15 protein-coding genes are annotated in these 14,278 nt (G+C 73.5%); 10 read left to right on the top strand and 5 right to left on the bottom strand.

Annotation, left to right across the window (positions count from 1 at the left end; translation table 11 throughout):
- Positions 1 to 26 precede the first annotated feature (26 nt).
- The 3 genes from ACIRQH_RS03065 to ACIRQH_RS03055 form a co-directional block, all read right to left on the bottom strand.
- The gene (locus ACIRQH_RS03065; RefSeq protein WP_388865271.1) at positions 27 to 260 is read right to left on the bottom strand and encodes a DUF6480 family protein; all 234 of its coding nucleotides are present in this window, start codon (positions 258 to 260) and stop codon (positions 27 to 29) included.
- Between the two features lie 84 nt (positions 261 to 344).
- On the bottom strand, positions 345 to 2,372 hold the full coding sequence (locus ACIRQH_RS03060) for an ATP-binding protein (protein WP_404223887.1): 2,028 nt from the start codon (positions 2,370 to 2,372) through the stop codon (positions 345 to 347).
- Between the two features lie 115 nt (positions 2,373 to 2,487).
- Positions 2,488 to 3,381 (bottom strand): oxygenase MpaB family protein, encoded by an 894-nt coding sequence (locus tag ACIRQH_RS03055; RefSeq protein ID WP_404223885.1) that lies wholly within the window; start codon positions 3,379 to 3,381, stop codon positions 2,488 to 2,490.
- Positions 3,382 to 3,659: 278 nt separating this feature from the next.
- Here ACIRQH_RS03055 and ACIRQH_RS03050 point away from each other — a divergent pair, with 278 nt between their 5' ends.
- The 5 genes from ACIRQH_RS03050 (at position 3,660) to ACIRQH_RS03030 (ending at position 6,623) form a co-directional block, all read left to right on the top strand.
- Positions 3,660 to 3,908 (top strand): WhiB family transcriptional regulator, encoded by a 249-nt coding sequence (locus tag ACIRQH_RS03050; RefSeq protein WP_358821245.1) that lies wholly within the window; start codon positions 3,660 to 3,662, stop codon positions 3,906 to 3,908.
- A 257-nt stretch (positions 3,909 to 4,165) separates the two neighbouring features.
- The gene (locus ACIRQH_RS03045) at positions 4,166 to 4,429 is read left to right on the top strand and encodes a hypothetical protein (protein ID WP_388932255.1); all 264 of its coding nucleotides are present in this window, start codon (positions 4,166 to 4,168) and stop codon (positions 4,427 to 4,429) included.
- Positions 4,430 to 4,498: 69 nt separating this feature from the next.
- Complete coding sequence (locus ACIRQH_RS03040; RefSeq protein ID WP_358821243.1) at positions 4,499 to 5,227, top strand: DUF2071 domain-containing protein; 729 nt, start codon at positions 4,499 to 4,501, stop codon at positions 5,225 to 5,227.
- Between the two features lie 221 nt (positions 5,228 to 5,448).
- The gene (locus tag ACIRQH_RS03035; protein ID WP_388865280.1) at positions 5,449 to 6,075 is read left to right on the top strand and encodes a sigma-70 family RNA polymerase sigma factor; all 627 of its coding nucleotides are present in this window, start codon (positions 5,449 to 5,451) and stop codon (positions 6,073 to 6,075) included.
- 257 nt (positions 6,076 to 6,332) lie between these two features.
- Positions 6,333 to 6,623 (top strand): hypothetical protein, encoded by a 291-nt coding sequence (locus tag ACIRQH_RS03030; RefSeq protein WP_404223882.1) that lies wholly within the window; start codon positions 6,333 to 6,335, stop codon positions 6,621 to 6,623.
- 69 nt (positions 6,624 to 6,692) lie between these two features.
- Here the strand turns inward: ACIRQH_RS03030 and ACIRQH_RS03025 are convergent, their stop codons facing one another.
- Positions 6,693 to 7,643 carry an ornithine cyclodeaminase family protein gene (locus ACIRQH_RS03025; RefSeq protein ID WP_404223880.1) on the bottom strand — a complete coding sequence of 317 codons (951 nt, stop codon included), beginning with the start codon at positions 7,641 to 7,643 and terminating at the stop codon, positions 6,693 to 6,695.
- Positions 7,640 to 8,491 carry an IclR family transcriptional regulator gene (locus ACIRQH_RS03020; RefSeq protein WP_388865286.1) on the bottom strand — a complete coding sequence of 284 codons (852 nt, stop codon included), beginning with the start codon at positions 8,489 to 8,491 and terminating at the stop codon, positions 7,640 to 7,642. Before ACIRQH_RS03020 ends, ACIRQH_RS03025 begins: the two co-directional genes overlap by 4 nt.
- Positions 8,492 to 8,657: 166 nt before the next feature.
- On the opposite strand from ACIRQH_RS03020, the gene ACIRQH_RS03015 reads away from it, so the two are divergent.
- The 5 genes from ACIRQH_RS03015 to ACIRQH_RS02995 all read left to right on the top strand — a co-directional run bounded on the left by ACIRQH_RS03015 (position 8,658) and on the right by ACIRQH_RS02995 (position 14,265).
- Positions 8,658 to 10,049, top strand: coding sequence for an amidohydrolase family protein (locus tag ACIRQH_RS03015; protein WP_388865288.1), 1,392 nt, complete (start codon positions 8,658 to 8,660; stop codon positions 10,047 to 10,049).
- Complete coding sequence (locus tag ACIRQH_RS03010) at positions 10,046 to 11,125, top strand: membrane dipeptidase (RefSeq protein WP_358821237.1); 1,080 nt, start codon at positions 10,046 to 10,048, stop codon at positions 11,123 to 11,125. The genes ACIRQH_RS03015 and ACIRQH_RS03010 overlap by 4 nt, the downstream gene beginning before the upstream one ends.
- Before the next feature lie 80 nt (positions 11,126 to 11,205).
- Positions 11,206 to 12,192, top strand: a complete 987-nt coding sequence (locus tag ACIRQH_RS03005; protein ID WP_388865290.1) for an LLM class F420-dependent oxidoreductase — start codon at positions 11,206 to 11,208, stop codon at positions 12,190 to 12,192.
- A gap of 239 nt (positions 12,193 to 12,431) precedes the next feature.
- Complete coding sequence (locus tag ACIRQH_RS03000; protein WP_404223877.1) at positions 12,432 to 13,781, top strand: transaminase; 1,350 nt, start codon at positions 12,432 to 12,434, stop codon at positions 13,779 to 13,781.
- Between the two features lie 43 nt (positions 13,782 to 13,824).
- A complete protein-coding gene (locus ACIRQH_RS02995; protein ID WP_358821234.1) occupies positions 13,825 to 14,265 on the top strand; it encodes an Lrp/AsnC family transcriptional regulator in 441 nt (146 codons plus the stop codon).
- The last annotated feature ends 13 nt before the right edge of the window (positions 14,266 to 14,278 follow it).

Genomic DNA, 14,278 nt, shown 5'->3' with positions numbered 1-14,278 from the left:
TCTGCGGGGAGGACGCGTGCGCAGGGTCAGAGGCCGCTGATCCTGGCCACGAAGAAGGCGGCGACGACCAGCGAGCCGATGATGATCAGCCCGAGCCAGAAATAAGGGTGCTCCCAGATCCCGCCGTCCGGCCGCTCCTGATGCGCTTCCGCGATGGAGCCCTCGGCGGGCGGGGTCTCGCCTGGTGGTACGAGTGGATGTGCCATCTCTCCACCGTCCGCCCGAACGGGTGAGGGCGCATCTTCGGGGCGACGACGCAACCCGTGTCCGAGGCTGTGCCCCGGGCGCCGCCCGCACCGGACCGGGCCGATGCCGGGACCACGCTCCGGACAGCGACCCCGGCCTCAGGACCCCCGGCCGGAACTGTCGAGAAACTGCCGCAGCACCGCTTCCGGGTCGGCGAGCGCCGAGCGCAGGAGCGCCTGCTCGTACCCGTCGTCGCCCAGCAGGGAACGGGCCGTGTCCTCGTAGCGTTCGCGGACCGGACCGAGTTCGGGCGTGCCGCGCTGCGGATGGCCCACCGCGCTCCAGTACGTCTCCCCGGCACCGAACGCGGCGACCGCCCGTTCGCCCGCGCCCTGCGCGGCCAGTGCGGAGGCCGGCAGGTCGAGGCCGAGCGCAAGGCCGAAGCTGTCCCCGATACGGCGCTTGCCGTCCAGCATCGAGAGGGCGTGGGCGGAGGCGTCCTCGGCACGGTCGGCGAACAGGGAGATGAGCGCCAACTGGTAGTCGGCGTAGGAGCGGGTCCACCACTCACCGCGCTCCACGCAGCCGCGCCGCAGTTCCTCCGCCTCCCCGCGGGCGTGGTCGAGCAGCCCCTCGGCCGTCAGGGCGAAGACCCGCACCAGGTGGCACAGGAGGTGCCCCGCCGAGGTGAACGCGGTCCCGCCCGCGCCCCGCAGAGCGCCGTCCACGTGGTGCCTGGCCGTCATGGGCCGGCCCTGGAGGAGATGGGCCAGGCCGAGCAGATACGCGGCGTGCAGCGTTCCCTCCACATCGTCTTGGAGGTCCGCACGCCGTTGGCAGAACTCGGCGAGCCGGCGGGCCGGTTCGTGCTCCCCGCGCAGCACACGGGTCACGCCCAGCGCCCACAGGGCCCGCGTGCGTTCCGGGCCGGAGGTGTCGGACAGGGCCAGGGCGTCCTCCAGATAGGCCGAGGCCTCCCTCAGACGGCCGCAACAGCTCCACGGGAAGCCGAGCAGCCCGATCAGGTCGAGGGCCGTGTCGGGCCGGTCGTCGAGGAGGTGGTCGAGCGCCGCGCACAGATCGGTGTGCGCCGCGTCGAGCCGCGCGTACCAGTGGGCTTGCCGCTCGCCCAGCCAGCCGTCGTGGGACTCGCGGGCCATCGCCAGGAAGTGGTCCGCGTGCCGCCGCGCCAACTCGGTGCTCTCTCCGAGCTGTTCGAGCCACATCGTGCCGTACTCCCGGACGGTGTCGAGCATCCGGTGGGCGGCGCCGACACGCGTCAGGACCGATTTCCTCGACAGGCCCTCCAGGGCCCCGTCGACGTCCTCCGCCGTGAGCGGACCACCGGCGCACACCGTGCGGGCCGTGTGCGCGTCCACGCCGTCCCGGAACACCGACATCCGCGCCCACAACAGACGTTCGGCGGGCGTGCACAGCTCGTGGCTCCAGCCGATCGTGGTCCGCACCGCGCGGTGCCGCGGCGGCCCGGCGAGGACGGTGTCGGCCGCGATGTCCAGACGCAGGCCGAGTTCCAGGTCGACCTCCGCGACCGTGCGCTGCGTCAGTTGCCCCGCGATCAGTTCCACCGCCAGGGGCATCCCTTCGAGCCGCCGGCACAGCCGGGCCACGGCCACCATGTCCGCCGGGGCCGACACCGGGGTGCCCGCGGCCGCGGCCCGTCGGCAGAACATCTCGACGGCGTCCGTCGTTGGCGGCAACGGGCCGACGGCGACGAGGTGTTCACCGGGTACGCCGAGCGGTTCCCTGCTGGTCGCGAGGACGGTCAGCCGGGGGCAGGAGAGCACCAGGCGGGCCACCATGCGGCGACACGGTCCGACCAGGTGCTCGCAGGAGTCGAGCACGAGAAGGACGTCCTTGCCGGACAGCCAGTCCGCCAGGGAGTCCAGCGCCATGTTCGTGGTGTGGTCGGAGAAGTCCACCGCGTCGGCCACGGTGGCGACGAGGAGCCGGTCGTCCTGCAGGGGCCAGAGGTCCGTCCAGGCCACTCCGCGCCCGCTGCCGCCGAGGTGCCGGTCCGCCGCGTGAAGCGCGAGACGGCTCTTGCCCACACCGCCGGCCGCGGTCAGGGTGACGACGCGGTGGTCGCGCAACGCCCCGGCGAGGTGCGCCAGTTCGTCCCCGCGTCCTACGAAGTCGGGCGGAACGGACGGCAGGTTCCTCAACACGGGGACAGTCTTTCGGCCTTGGATCCTGCATGGCACGGACTTCGCCGACTCGGTCCCCGGGTTCGGTGCGGGAGGGAACGGCCTGCCGGGACGGGCGTGCCGTCGCGGTCGCGGTTCACCCGGCGGACGCCGGGGCAGGGGCCGTCGGGCGCGACGGCGCCATGGCCCAGCGGACCACCGAGGTGATGGCGCAGCCGAGCGGGCGGACGCACACGGTGTCGACCAACGGCAGCCGGGGCAGGCGCAGTTCGGCGGCGGCCCAGGAGGGCAGCAGGGACACCGCGTTCGCCGCGAGGACCCCGTACGGGAGGCGTACGGCCAGCGGCACCGGCGGGTTCAGCAGGAGGAACCGCGCCGCTTCCCGTGCCTCCGGGGTGGCACGCACCTCGGAGCGGTAGGAGTCCAGCCGCTCGGCGAGTTCGGCGCGGTTCGTCGGCGGGTCCGCAACGCCCAGCGCGGCGGCGACGCGGGCGGTGTCGGCGACGTAGCCGTCGCATCCCTCCCCGCTCAGCGGACGCACGCCGTACCGCTGGTGCGCGCGCAGGAAGCTGTCGACCTCCGCGACGTGCACCCACGCGAGCAGATGCGGATCCGCGGCGTGGTACGGCGTGCCCTCCGAGGTCGTCCCGCTGACCCGCTCGTGGACGGCGCGGACCCGGTCGCAGGCCTCCTGGGCGCTCTCGGCGGTCCCGTAGGTCGTCATCGCGAGGAAGGTGCTCGTGCGCTGGAGCCGTCCCCACGGGTCTCCGCGGAATCCCGAGTGGGCGGACACGGCGGCCATGGCGAGCGGGTGGAGCGACTGGAGCAGCAGCGCGGAGAGCCCGCCGATGAACATGGACGCGTCCCCGTGCACCCTGCGGATGGGCCGCTCCGGCCCGAACCAGCGGGGTCCGGGCGTCTCGTGGATGCGGGCGCGGTTCTTCGGCCCCTCGGGACCCGCGACGCGGGCGAAGAGCGCGCTGCCCAGCCGTTCCCGCACTCCGGCGGTGTCCGGTCCGGTGACTCTCATGGGACGGGCGGCCTCCCTCCGTGTCGTCCTCCGGGCGGCCCGCGTCGCACAGCGGACCGACCCCCGGTGAATTCGCCGGGGCGCGACCGGTCGGATGCAGCCCGTGAGGGCGAGTTCCGGCCCGTCACGCGAACCGGCCGAGGCACTCCCCAGCATGGCCGAATTCGCCGGGAAAGCCTAGATTGATGCCTACCTCTGCCGGGTCGGGCGGTGCCAGGAGCACCGCGGAGACGACCTGCCCGCGAGCACGCGGCGACCGGCGGAGGACCGGATGAGTCATGAACTGGCGTGAATCGGCTGCCTGCCGCACCGAGGATCCGGAACTCTTCTTCCCTCTCGGTGAGGACGGCTTGTCCAGAGGACAGATCGCGCAGGCCCGCGCGGTCTGCCACCGCTGCCCGGTGCTGCGCGCGTGCGCGAGCTGGGCCCTGCTGAACGCGGAGTACGACGGGGTGTGGGGCGGCATGACGGCGGCGGAGCGCCGCGCCCTGAGATTCCGGGCCGCTTCGGGGCGTCACGACCCCTGACCGGTACGGCGGCCGGGGCCCGGCATCGCGAGACGACGAGTCCCCGGGATGGGGTGAGCGCCGGTGACGGAACCGTCCCCTCCCGGCGGTCACGGGTGGCAGGGGACGAGCGTCGCCGTACGCACGTCCCCACCCGCAGTGCCCGCCGCCGGCAAACCCGCAGAGCGCCGCTCGCCGCCGCATCCGGGCATCGATCACCCACCGAATAGGCAGACGAACGTGGACGGCCCGCAGAACCGGGCCGTAGGAGGTACGGCATGCGGATCACGGGTGCGCGGATGCCGGTGCCCGGCGCGACCGGAGCGCTCGGCGCCGCCCCGGCGTCGCGTCTGCACGCGCGGGGCGCCGCGGCGGCCGTCGCCGGCCGCGCCGCACTCGCTCGGGGGTCGCCGGCCTGCGGCCACACTCCTCGCCACGTCGACCAAGCCGACCAATGGGTGGACGCGATCGTCGACGCGCTCACGAGAGGCGCCCGGCTCGTGCGGCCGGGCATCGGCGCGTCCCTCGACGTGGTCCGGTAGCAGGGGCGGACGGGGAGTCACGTGCCCGGCCGGGGAGAGTCCCGACAGCACCACCGGACCACGCGTCCCGTGGAGCCGGTCACGCCGCTCGCACCGAGGCCGGTGCGCCGGACGCTGTTCCGGCAGAACTGGCGCGACCTGGTGTTCCTGCACTGGCAGGCGGACCCCTTCCAGGTGGCCGGACTGCTGCCGCCCGGCACGGTCCCCGACCTCCACAACGGCCGCACGTACGTCGGGCTGGTCTTCTTCCGGCTGCGCGACCTCACCTTCGGTGGCACCCCCGCCGTCCCGTACCTGGGCTCGTTCGACGAAGTCAACGTCCGGCTCTACAGCAGGGACGCCCAGGGGCGCCGAGGCGTGGTGTTCCGCTCGCTGGAGTGCGACCGGCTGCTGCCCGTGCTGGCGGCCGACGCGTCCTTCCGCCTTCCGTACCGGTGGTCGCGCATCCACAGCCAATGGTTCGACACCCGCCTGCTGTACCGCACCAGCCGCCGCGGGGCGCCCGAAGCGCGGGCGCGCGTGTGGCTCGACGTCGGCACCGACCCGGTGGCGCCGGACCCGGTCGAGGAGTTCCTGACCAACCGCTGGGGACTGCACGGACGGGCCTTCGGGAGGTCGTACTACCTGCCGAACACCCATCCGGCGTGGACCTTCCGCCGCTGCGGCCTGCTCGACTGGGACGACTCGCTCATCGCGGCCGCCGGACTGCCCGAACCGCGCGAGGAGCCGTTCAGCGTCTTGTACGCCCCGGGTGTGCCGGTGCGGTTCGGTACCCCGGTGGCCCTTCCCGGCACGTGAGCGGGGGCGGGTCGAAGCCCGGAGTGCCGCGGCCGGAGCAATGCGATGCAAAGTCGATGCAAGTTGCCGGGGTGCATCGATGTTGCGGATGGTGGCAGAGCCGGAATCGCGGATTCACGCCGCGTGCCCGGCACGCCCGACGCCTTCGGGACGGTGCTGCCACGAGGAACGGCCGCAGACCGGAGGCGGGACGCAACCGCACGGTCCGAGGAGCAGTCGCCATGACCGCACAGCAGACCACCGAGCAGCCGCTGCACGGCGCTCCGTGGGCGGCTCCGGTACAGGAGTCGCTCGACGACGAGGAACTCGCCGCCGCGTTCGTCCGCGGCGACGAGCAGGCACTCGCCGCCGCCTACCACCGCTGGGGCCGGCTGGTGTACACCCTGGCCCGGCGCTCCCTGGGGGACGCCGCCGAGGCGGAGGACGTCACCCAGGTCGTGTTCCTGGCCGCCTGGCGGGGGAGGGCCGGCTACGCGCCCGGGCGCGGTGCCCTCGCGGCCTGGTTCGTCGGGATCACCCGGCGCAAGATCGCCGACGCACTGTCGGCCCGCACCCGCCGCGCCGACCTGGTGGCGGCCGCCGGTGCCGTGATGGCGCTCCGCACCCAGGACCGGGCCGGTGAGCCGGACGCCGTACTGGACCGGGTGCTGGTCGGCCACGAGTTGTCGAAGCTCCCTCCCGCGCAGCGACGGGTGCTCAGCCTCGCCTTCTACGACGACCTCACCCAGACCCAGATCGCCCAGGTCACCGGCCTGCCCCTGGGAACGGTCAAGAGCCACGCCCGCCGTGGGCTGCACGGCCTGAGCCGCTGCCTGCAGGACGCTCGGGAGGACGGCCTGCGGGCGTGAGGTGACGACGGCCGGCGGCGGAGCAGTCGCGCGGAGGTCCGGCAGTCCGTGAACCCCGGGGCGCGGAGTACGTCCCTGGGCGCGCGGCGCGGACGACATGCCCCCGGCGGTGCATCCGACGGGGCGGCAGGCCGGGAAGCAGGAGCGAAGGACGGATGTCACGGTCCGGGGTCCCGTCGGCGGGCCACTTCTCGCGCCACCGGGGCCAGGTGTCCGCGACGTCCGCGCGGCGGCTCCGGCAGGTGAAGAGGTGACACATGAGCGGCGCCCGGCCGTCGGGCCATCTCCCGCCCGCAGACCTCGCCCAGCACGTTCTCGACGGGCCGCGCACCCCCTGGCCGCCCGAGGGGCTCGACCACCTCGGACACTGCGCCCTCTGCCGGGACCGCGTCCGAGCCTTCGAGCGCGTCGGTGCGGCGGCCCGCGACAGCCATCCCCACGCACCTCTCGTGAGCCCGCCCGCGCGGGTGTGGGAGGCGATTCTCGCCGAGGTGCGCGCCGAGCGGACCGAGCCCGCACCGGAGACCGGTCGCCGTCCGCCTTCGTGAACTCCCCTGTGCGGACGCCCTGTTGAGCGCCCACCCGTCCTCAGGTGTGGAACACCCCCGCGTGAACGCCTACATGGCGAGCCGGGTGCCCCACCCCTCCGCGACCGCGACGGCGTGCGCGACATGGGCCGCCGCGACATCGAGCGCGGCGTGCCCCGTCGACTTGAACAGCGTGAGCTCGACGTCGTCGCGGCGGCCGGAACGGTCCCCGGCGAGGACCGCGCCGAGCGGGGTCACCCGGCGCTCGGGCGGCAGGCCCTGCAACTCGTGCGCGCCGGACGGCGGTCGGGTCGTGGCGGCGCCGGGCCATTCGGTGAAGAGAGTGGCGTCGCGGACGGTCGCCGCGTCGATCTCGGGACCATGCGAACCGCCCACCGAGCTGATGTGCGCGCCGGGGGCGAGCCAGTCGCGGTCGACCACGGGCCGTACCGCTCCGGTGCAGCAGAACACCGTTCCGGCCCCGCGCACGGCGTCCTCGATGCCGGGCGCGGCCCGGCCTGCGGGGTGCAATGCCGCAGCGCTCGCCACCCGCTCCGGGTCGCGGCCCGCGACACGGACGGGGGTCTTCGGGTCGAGCGCCGCGAGAAGGGTCAGCTGGGCCCGTGCCTGGGCGCCGGTTCCGACGACGGCCACCGGGCCCCCGTCCGCGCGGGCCAGGGCGCGGGCGCTGAGGGTCGCGCTCGCGGCGGTACGGATCTCGGTGAGGGGCTCGGCATCCATCAGGGCGAGCGGGCGGCCGTCCACCGCGTCGAACAGCGCGACGATGCCGAGGTGACTGCTGCGCCCGGGCCGCTGGGGGTCGCCGAACACGGAGACGAGTTTGGCGGCGAGCCCGAGGCCGGGCACGTGACCGGGCATGGCGCCGAGCAGACCGCCCGGAGTGTGCGCCGCGATCCGTGACGGCGCGGAGACCTGGTCCCTGCTGACGGCGATCAGGGCCGTCGCCACGGCTTCCATCACCCGCCGCGGATCGAGCGCGGCCCGGGTCTGCGCGCCGTCGAGAAAGCGGATCTCGCTCATGCCGGACCTTCCAGGGACTGAGACGGGGACGGGGGTGTGGCCGCGGTCGTATCGGTGGCGGCCGCCGAGGGTGTCTCCTCAGGCGGTGAACCCGGGGTGGGCGATCCGGGACCGGAGAGGATCCGGCCCAGTGCGTCCGTCGCCTCGCGCAGCACCTCCTGGAGCAGGCCGAGTCGGTTCTCGTCGATCTCGGCGCCCAGGCCGACCACGGTCACGGCACAGACCGGCGCGCCCGGACGCGTGACGACCGCCCGGCCGAGCGAGGCGACGGGCTGTTCGTTGCGCCCGTACTCCACGGCGAACCCGGTGCGTGCGGTCCGTTCGATGTCGGCCAGCAGCCCGTCGGGTCCGTCCAGCGGGTAACCGTCCGCCTCGGCGGCCCGCACATAGGGGGCCCGGTCGGCCGGTTCGAGGGCGGCGACCAGGGCGAGCGGGCCCGCGAACCGGTGGACGGGCAGGGCCTCGCCCATCAGCCGGCTGATCATCGCCAGCCGGTCGGGCCGCACGACGTCGATCACGCGGGAGCGGTCGGCCTCCGGCACCTGGAGGTTGACCATCATGCCGGTGCGCTCGGACAACGTGTCCAGCACCGGCCGGGCGAGCGCTCCGAGCGAGTTCCTGGCGGCCGAGGACGACAACCGCAGGACGGCCGTGCCGGGCAGATAGCGATCGCCCGCGCGCAGCACCCAGCCGCGCCGGACCAGGTCGACGAGCACCCGGTAGGCGGTCGCCCGGTGCAGGCCGACCTCCTCGGCCAGGTCGGTGAGGCGCGGCGGCCGGTCGGCGCGGGCCACGGCCTCGACGAGGTCGAGGGCCTTGTCCACCGCGGTCCGTGTCTCTGCGGGCAATTCCGGCCCCTCCTTGTGATGCCGTCGGATGCGAGCGTACGGTAGCGCATGTTTCGGGAGGCGATACGCCTGTTACACACACCGTAACAAGATCCCGACAGGCGTCGATCGGACGGACCGGAGTCCGGCCGCGACGGGGTTCAGGCAGAGCTATGACGAGGTGAAGATGACGGACGAGGTTTCGGGCGCACCCGCCCCGCACGCTCCCGCGGTGGAGGGAACCGTCGCGGTGTACCGCGGCGCGACGCTGTTCGACGGGACCGGGCGCCCCGCCCGGTCCGGCACGTCGATCGTCGTCGACGGTCAGGTCGTCCGCGCGGTCGGCGACGACGCCGCGATCGCCGCGGAACTGCCCGCCGACGCACAGGTCTTCGACCTCGACGGCAGCTTCGTCGTGCCGGGACTGATCGACGCGCACCAGCACATCGCGACGCCGCCCGACCGCCCCGCCGCCGAGGCCGTGCTCCGCCGTCTCGTGCACAGCGGTGTCACCGCCATCCGCGACATGGCCGACGACCTGCGCCAGGTCGGAGATCTGGCGCGGGCCACGCTCGTCGGCGAGATCCCCGGCCCCGACATCCGGTACGCCGCGCTCATGGCGGGCCCCGGCTTCTTCGACGACCCGCGCACCCACCAGGTGTCACAGGGCGAGACGCCCGGAGCTGTGCCGTGGATGCAGGCGATCACGAAGGACACCGATCTGCCGCTGGCGGTCGCGCTGGCCCGCGGAACCCACGCCAGCGCGATCAAGGTGTACGCGGACCTCGACCACACCACCGTCGCCGCGATCACCGCGGAGGCGCACCGGCAGGGCGTCCCGGTCTGGGCCCACGCGACCGTCTTCCCGGCCTCACCCGGTGAGATCGTCGAGGCCGGCGCGGACAGCGTCTCGCATGTCACCCTGCTCGCCTTCGAGGGCGCGGACGAGCCCCTCACGAGCTACAAGCACAAGCCCCGCGTCGCGTACGAGAGGTTCGCCGCCGGCGACGACCCCCGCATCGAGGAACTGTTCGCCCTGATGCGGCAGCGCGGGACCGTCCTCGACGCCACCGCCGGCATGTGGGCGAGCGAGGCCCTCGCGGGCGACGGACCCGAGGACGCGGAGCGGGCGGCCGCCAACACCGAACTCGCCGCGGTGCTCACCGCGCAGGCCCACCGGGCGGGCGTGGACATCGCGACCGGCACGGACTACGAGACCGACCCCGAGGCGCCCTTCCCGGCGCTGTTCGACGAGTTGTCCTTCCTCGTGCACCGCTGCGGGATGTCACCCGAGCAGGTGCTGCGCTCGGCCACGCTGATCGGGGCCCGCAGCGCCGGAGCCGAGGACGTCATGGGCAGCGTCGAAGCGGGCAAGCTCGCCAACTTCGTCGTCCTGGCCGACGATCCGCTGCACGACATCGAGAACCTGCGGAGCGTCACGCTGACCGTCAAGCGAGGCCACCGCTTCGAGCGCCGTGCGTTCGACGGCACCGACTCCCACGCGGAGCGGCCCGCCCCCGTCCCGTCCCCCGAGGCCGAAGAGCCCGGACCGACCCACCGTGCCGAGGAGACCCGATGACCGCCCTCCCCCTGATCGTCAACGCGCTCGGGCAGCTCGACAACCCGAACGCTCCCGGGTCGGCTGAGGCCGCCGCCGAGTTGAACCCCTCGAGCGAGCAACTGACCATCGACGCGCGCACCTTGGCCGACGCACACGCCTCGGGCCTCACCGCCGTCAACATCACGCTCGGCTACACCATGGGGGACCTGCCCCCGTACGAGCACACGCTGCACGAGATCGACGTGTGGGACGGGATCATCCGCGACAACACGGCCGACCTCCTCAAGGTCCGTACGGTCGCCGACGTCCACCGCGCCAGGCAGGAAGGGCGGATCGGTGTCATCTACGGCTTCCAGAACGCCGTCGCCGTGGGGGACGACACGAGCCGCGTCGCCACCTTCGCCGAGCGGGGGGTGCGGGTCGTCCAGCTCACGTACAACCAGGCCAACCACATCGGCGACGGCTCGATGGCTCCCGGCAACCGGGGCCTGACCGAGTTCGGCCGCGCCGTCGTCGAGGCCCTCGACGAGCACCACCTCATGGTCGACCTCTCCCACAGCGGTGAACGCACCTGCCTGGAGGCCGCCAAGGCCGCCCGGCTCCCCGTGTCGATCAACCACACCGGCTGCCGGGCCGTCGCCGACCTGCCCCGCAACAAGACGGACGAGGAACTGCGCCTGGTGGCCTCGCGCGGCGGTTTCGTGGGCATCTACTTCATGCCGTTCCTGAACCCGTCCGGTCACGCGAGCGCCGCCGACGTCGTCGAGCACATCGTCCACGCGGTGAACGTGTGCGGCGAGGACCACGTCGGCATCGGCACCGACGGCACCGTCACCTCCATCGACGACCTCGACGCCTATCGCGCGCACCTCGCCGAGCACGTGGCCCTGCGCCGCGAGGCCGGCGTCGGCGCGGCGGGAGAACGGGACGACACGCTGCCGTTCGTGATCGACCTCCGCGGAGTCGACCAGTTCCGCGACCTGATCCGCCTTCTGGAGCAGCGGGGTTACACCTCCGGGCGCATCGAGAAGATCCTCGGCACGAACTTCCTCGACTACGCGGACCGGGTGTGGGAACCGGAGGCCGCGCGGTAGCCCACCCGTGTCCCGCCGGCACAAGTCCGCTCCCGGGGGCCCCTGTTGCCCCCGCTCCGGGCGTGACTACGGTGGCAGGCATGAAGATCAGCGTGGTCGCCGCAGCGCGAGAGGACGACAGCCCGGTAGAGGAACCCCTGAGGGTCGCGACGGTCGCCGACCGGCTCGGGTACGACGAGGTGTGGGCGGGGGAGGGGCCCACCTGGGACTCGTTCGTGCTCGCCACGGCCGTCGGACAGGTCACGGAGCGCGTCTCCGTGACGGCCGGACCGGTGCCGGTCTCGGTCCGTGACCCACTGACCATCGCCAGAGGCGCCGCGTCGGCCGCCGCCGTGATCGGCCGTCCGGTCGGTGTCGCCCTCGGGACCTCCAGCAAACGGGTCGTCGAGGGCGTGCACGGCCGCCCCCGGACTCGGCCCGCCGCGGAACTCGCCCGGTCCGCCGAGGCCGTCCGCGCCCTCCTGCACGGCGCACCGGGCGAGCCGATCGTGCCCGGCAGCTCCTTCCGCCGCCGGCAGCGGCCGCCGGGCGGGCCGCTCACCGTGGCGGCCTTCGGCGACCGGGCGATCGCGGCGGCCGCCGAACACGCGGACCGGATGCTCCTCGACGTCGTCTCCCCCGAGCAGGTGGCCGGGCTGCGCGCCAAACTCGTCGCCGCCGCCGAACGCGTCGGCAGGACACCGCCGACCCTCGCCGCCTGGCTGCCCGCGGCCGTCGACCCCGAGCCGGAGTCGGTCCGCCAGATCCTGGGCAGTGTCGTCGGCTACCTGACGGTGCCGGGTTACAGCGACATGTTCACCGCGGCGGGCTTCGGCGACTCGGTCGAACAGGCGCGGTCCGGTACCGACCGGGAGACCCTGCTCGCGAAGCTCCCGCAAGAGGCCGCGACCACGGTCGGCCTGGTGGGCGACCTCGCCACCATCGAGGCCCGGATCGCCGCCTACGCCGCCGCGGGGCTGGACGAGATCGCCCTCGTCCCCGCCACCGACGGTGACCCGGGAGGCGAACGCACCCTGGCCGCGCTGGCGCCGGGCGCCCGCAAGGCCGCACGACCGGACGGCATCTGAGGAACGGCCCGCTGGGAAGGGACGCGGGCGACGGGTCGTCGCGGGCAGCGCGTGCCCGCCACCCGTCGCCCGCGCCCCTTCGAGGGCCCGGGGGACGAACGCTCGGACGGGCGGGCCGAGCACCCGGTGGCGCTCGATTCACGCGTCCCGACAATCGAATCCGTCGTCAGCTCTTGATGTGGAGGCGTATCCGTTCGTAGCATCGGCGTATTCGTTCACCGGACCGGAGGAGCCTCTCGATGGACCGCACCCGTCTGCAGCAGCTCCTGGCCCGCGAGAGTGCCGAGGCCGAGCGCCGCAACCCACGGTCCAGGGCCGCCTACGACCGGGCCGACCATCTCTTCGGCAGGGTCCCGATGACCTGGATGAACAAGACGGCCGGAGCCTTCCCGCGCTACCTGGACACGGCTCGCGGCGCCCGCCTCACGGACATCGACGGTCACGAGTACGTCGACTTCTGCCTCGGCGACACCGGCGCGATGGCCGGACACTCCCCGGCGGTGGTGGCCGAGGCCGTGCGGTCCCGGTTCGCCGAGAGCGGCGGCGCGACCGCGATGCTGCCCACCGAGGAGGCGGAGTGGGTCGGCGCCGAACTGACCCGCCGCTTCGGGCTCGCCCGCTGGAGTTTCGCGCTCACCGCGACCGACGCCAACCGCTGGTCCATCCGCCTCGCCCGGGCGGTCACCGGACGCCCCAAGATCCTCGTCAACAGCTACAGCTACCACGGCAGTGTCGACGAATCGCTGATCGTGGTCGGCCCCGACGGACAGGGCGCCGCCCGCCCCGGAAACGTCGGCGCACCCTGCGACGTCACCCTCACCAGCCGCGTCGCCGAGTTCAACGACCTCGCCCAGCTGGAGCGCGAACTCGCCCACGGAGACGTCGCCGCCGTCCTCATGGAGCCCGCGCTCACCAACATCGGCATCGTCCTGCCCGAACCGGGCTATCTGGAGGGAGTCCGCGAGCTCACCCGCCGCTACGGCACCCTCCTCATCAACGACGAGACGCACACCTTCTCCGCCGGACCGGGCGGCTGCACCGCCGCCTGGAACCTGGAGCCTGACATACTGACCATCGGCAAGGCGATCGGCGGGGGCATCCCGGCCGGTGCCTACGGGCTCTCGGCCGACCTGGCCGAAAAGCTGCTGGGCCGCGCCGACCTCGACCTGATCGACATGGGCGGTGTCGGCGGCACCCTCGCCGGGAACGCCCTCTCCGTCGCCGCGATGCGGGCGACCCTCGAACACGTCCTCACCGACGGGGCGTTCGCCGCCATGGCGAAGCTGTCCGAGCGGTTCGAGGCCGGGGTGCGCGCGGGTATCGAGCGGTGGCGACTGCCGTGGTCGGTCAGCCGCCTCGGCGCCCGCACCGAGTACCGGTTCGCCGATCCCGCGCCGCGTACCGGCACAGCGTCGGCCGCCGCCGCCGACACGGAACTCGAGGACTTCCTCCACCTGTACCTCGCCAACCGGGGCATCCTCCTCACCCCCTTCCACAACATGGCGCTGATGTGCCCCGACACCACGGAGCGGGACGTCGACCTGCACACCGAGGTCTTCGCCGGCGCCCTGGCCGAACTGGTCGGCTGAGCAGCGTCGTTCGACCGCCGCGAGCCGGACGGAAAGGAACCGCGTGGACGAGATCGACAAGGCCATCCTGCGCGAACTGCAGATCGACGGCCGTATCGCGTACGCCGAACTCGGCCCGAAGGTCGGCCTGTCGGCGTCGGCCGCCCGCCAGCGTCTGCAACGCCTGCTCGACGCCCAGGCGGTGCAGGTCGTCGGCGTCACCGACCCGATGGGCATGGGAGGTCAGGCGATGGCTCTGCTCGGCATCGGCGTCGACGGGGATCCACGAGCCGTCGCCGACGCGCTCGCCGAACGGGCCGAGGTCGTCTACTCCGTGCTGACCTCGGGCGGGTTCGACCTGTTCGCCGAGGTCGTCTGTCCGGGCCCGCGCGAGCTGCTGGACTTCGTCAACGACGTCGTGCGGCCGGTCGAAGGGGTCCGGCGGGTGCAGTCGTTCCCGTACTTCGGGATCCACACGCACCGGTTCCTCTGGAACGTCGGCTGAACGAGCGCTCCGC

This window comes from Streptomyces sp. NPDC102279 (genome assembly GCF_044766365.1).
In the GTDB taxonomy this organism is placed as follows: Bacteria; Actinomycetota; Actinomycetes; order Streptomycetales; family Streptomycetaceae; genus Streptomyces.
Note: the sequence above shows the minus strand (reverse complement) of the source record. Positions and strands in the feature narration are given on the sequence as shown.

What these genes read in the sequence shown, in the direction of transcription:
- ACIRQH_RS03015 (WP_388865288.1), top strand. Translation starts at nt 8,658, where the DNA reads ATGACGGACGAGGTTTCGGGCGCACCCGCCCCGCACGCTCCCGCGGTG.
- ACIRQH_RS03005 (WP_388865290.1), top strand. Translation starts at nt 11,206, where the DNA reads ATGAAGATCAGCGTGGTCGCCGCAGCGCGAGAGGACGACAGCCCGGTA.
- ACIRQH_RS03045 (WP_388932255.1), top strand. Translation starts at nt 4,166, where the DNA reads ATGCGGATCACGGGTGCGCGGATGCCGGTGCCCGGCGCGACCGGAGCG.
- ACIRQH_RS03025 (WP_404223880.1), bottom strand. Translation starts at nt 7,643, where the DNA reads ATGAGCGAGATCCGCTTTCTCGACGGCGCGCAGACCCGGGCCGCGCTC.
- ACIRQH_RS03050 (WP_358821245.1), top strand. Translation starts at nt 3,660, where the DNA reads ATGAACTGGCGTGAATCGGCTGCCTGCCGCACCGAGGATCCGGAACTC.
- ACIRQH_RS03055 (WP_404223885.1), bottom strand. Translation starts at nt 3,381, where the DNA reads ATGAGAGTCACCGGACCGGACACCGCCGGAGTGCGGGAACGGCTGGGC.
- ACIRQH_RS03000 (WP_404223877.1), top strand. Translation starts at nt 12,432, where the DNA reads ATGGACCGCACCCGTCTGCAGCAGCTCCTGGCCCGCGAGAGTGCCGAG.
- ACIRQH_RS03030 (WP_404223882.1), top strand. Translation starts at nt 6,333, where the DNA reads ATGAGCGGCGCCCGGCCGTCGGGCCATCTCCCGCCCGCAGACCTCGCC.
- ACIRQH_RS03035 (WP_388865280.1), top strand. Translation starts at nt 5,449, where the DNA reads ATGACCGCACAGCAGACCACCGAGCAGCCGCTGCACGGCGCTCCGTGG.
- ACIRQH_RS03010 (WP_358821237.1), top strand. Translation starts at nt 10,046, where the DNA reads ATGACCGCCCTCCCCCTGATCGTCAACGCGCTCGGGCAGCTCGACAAC.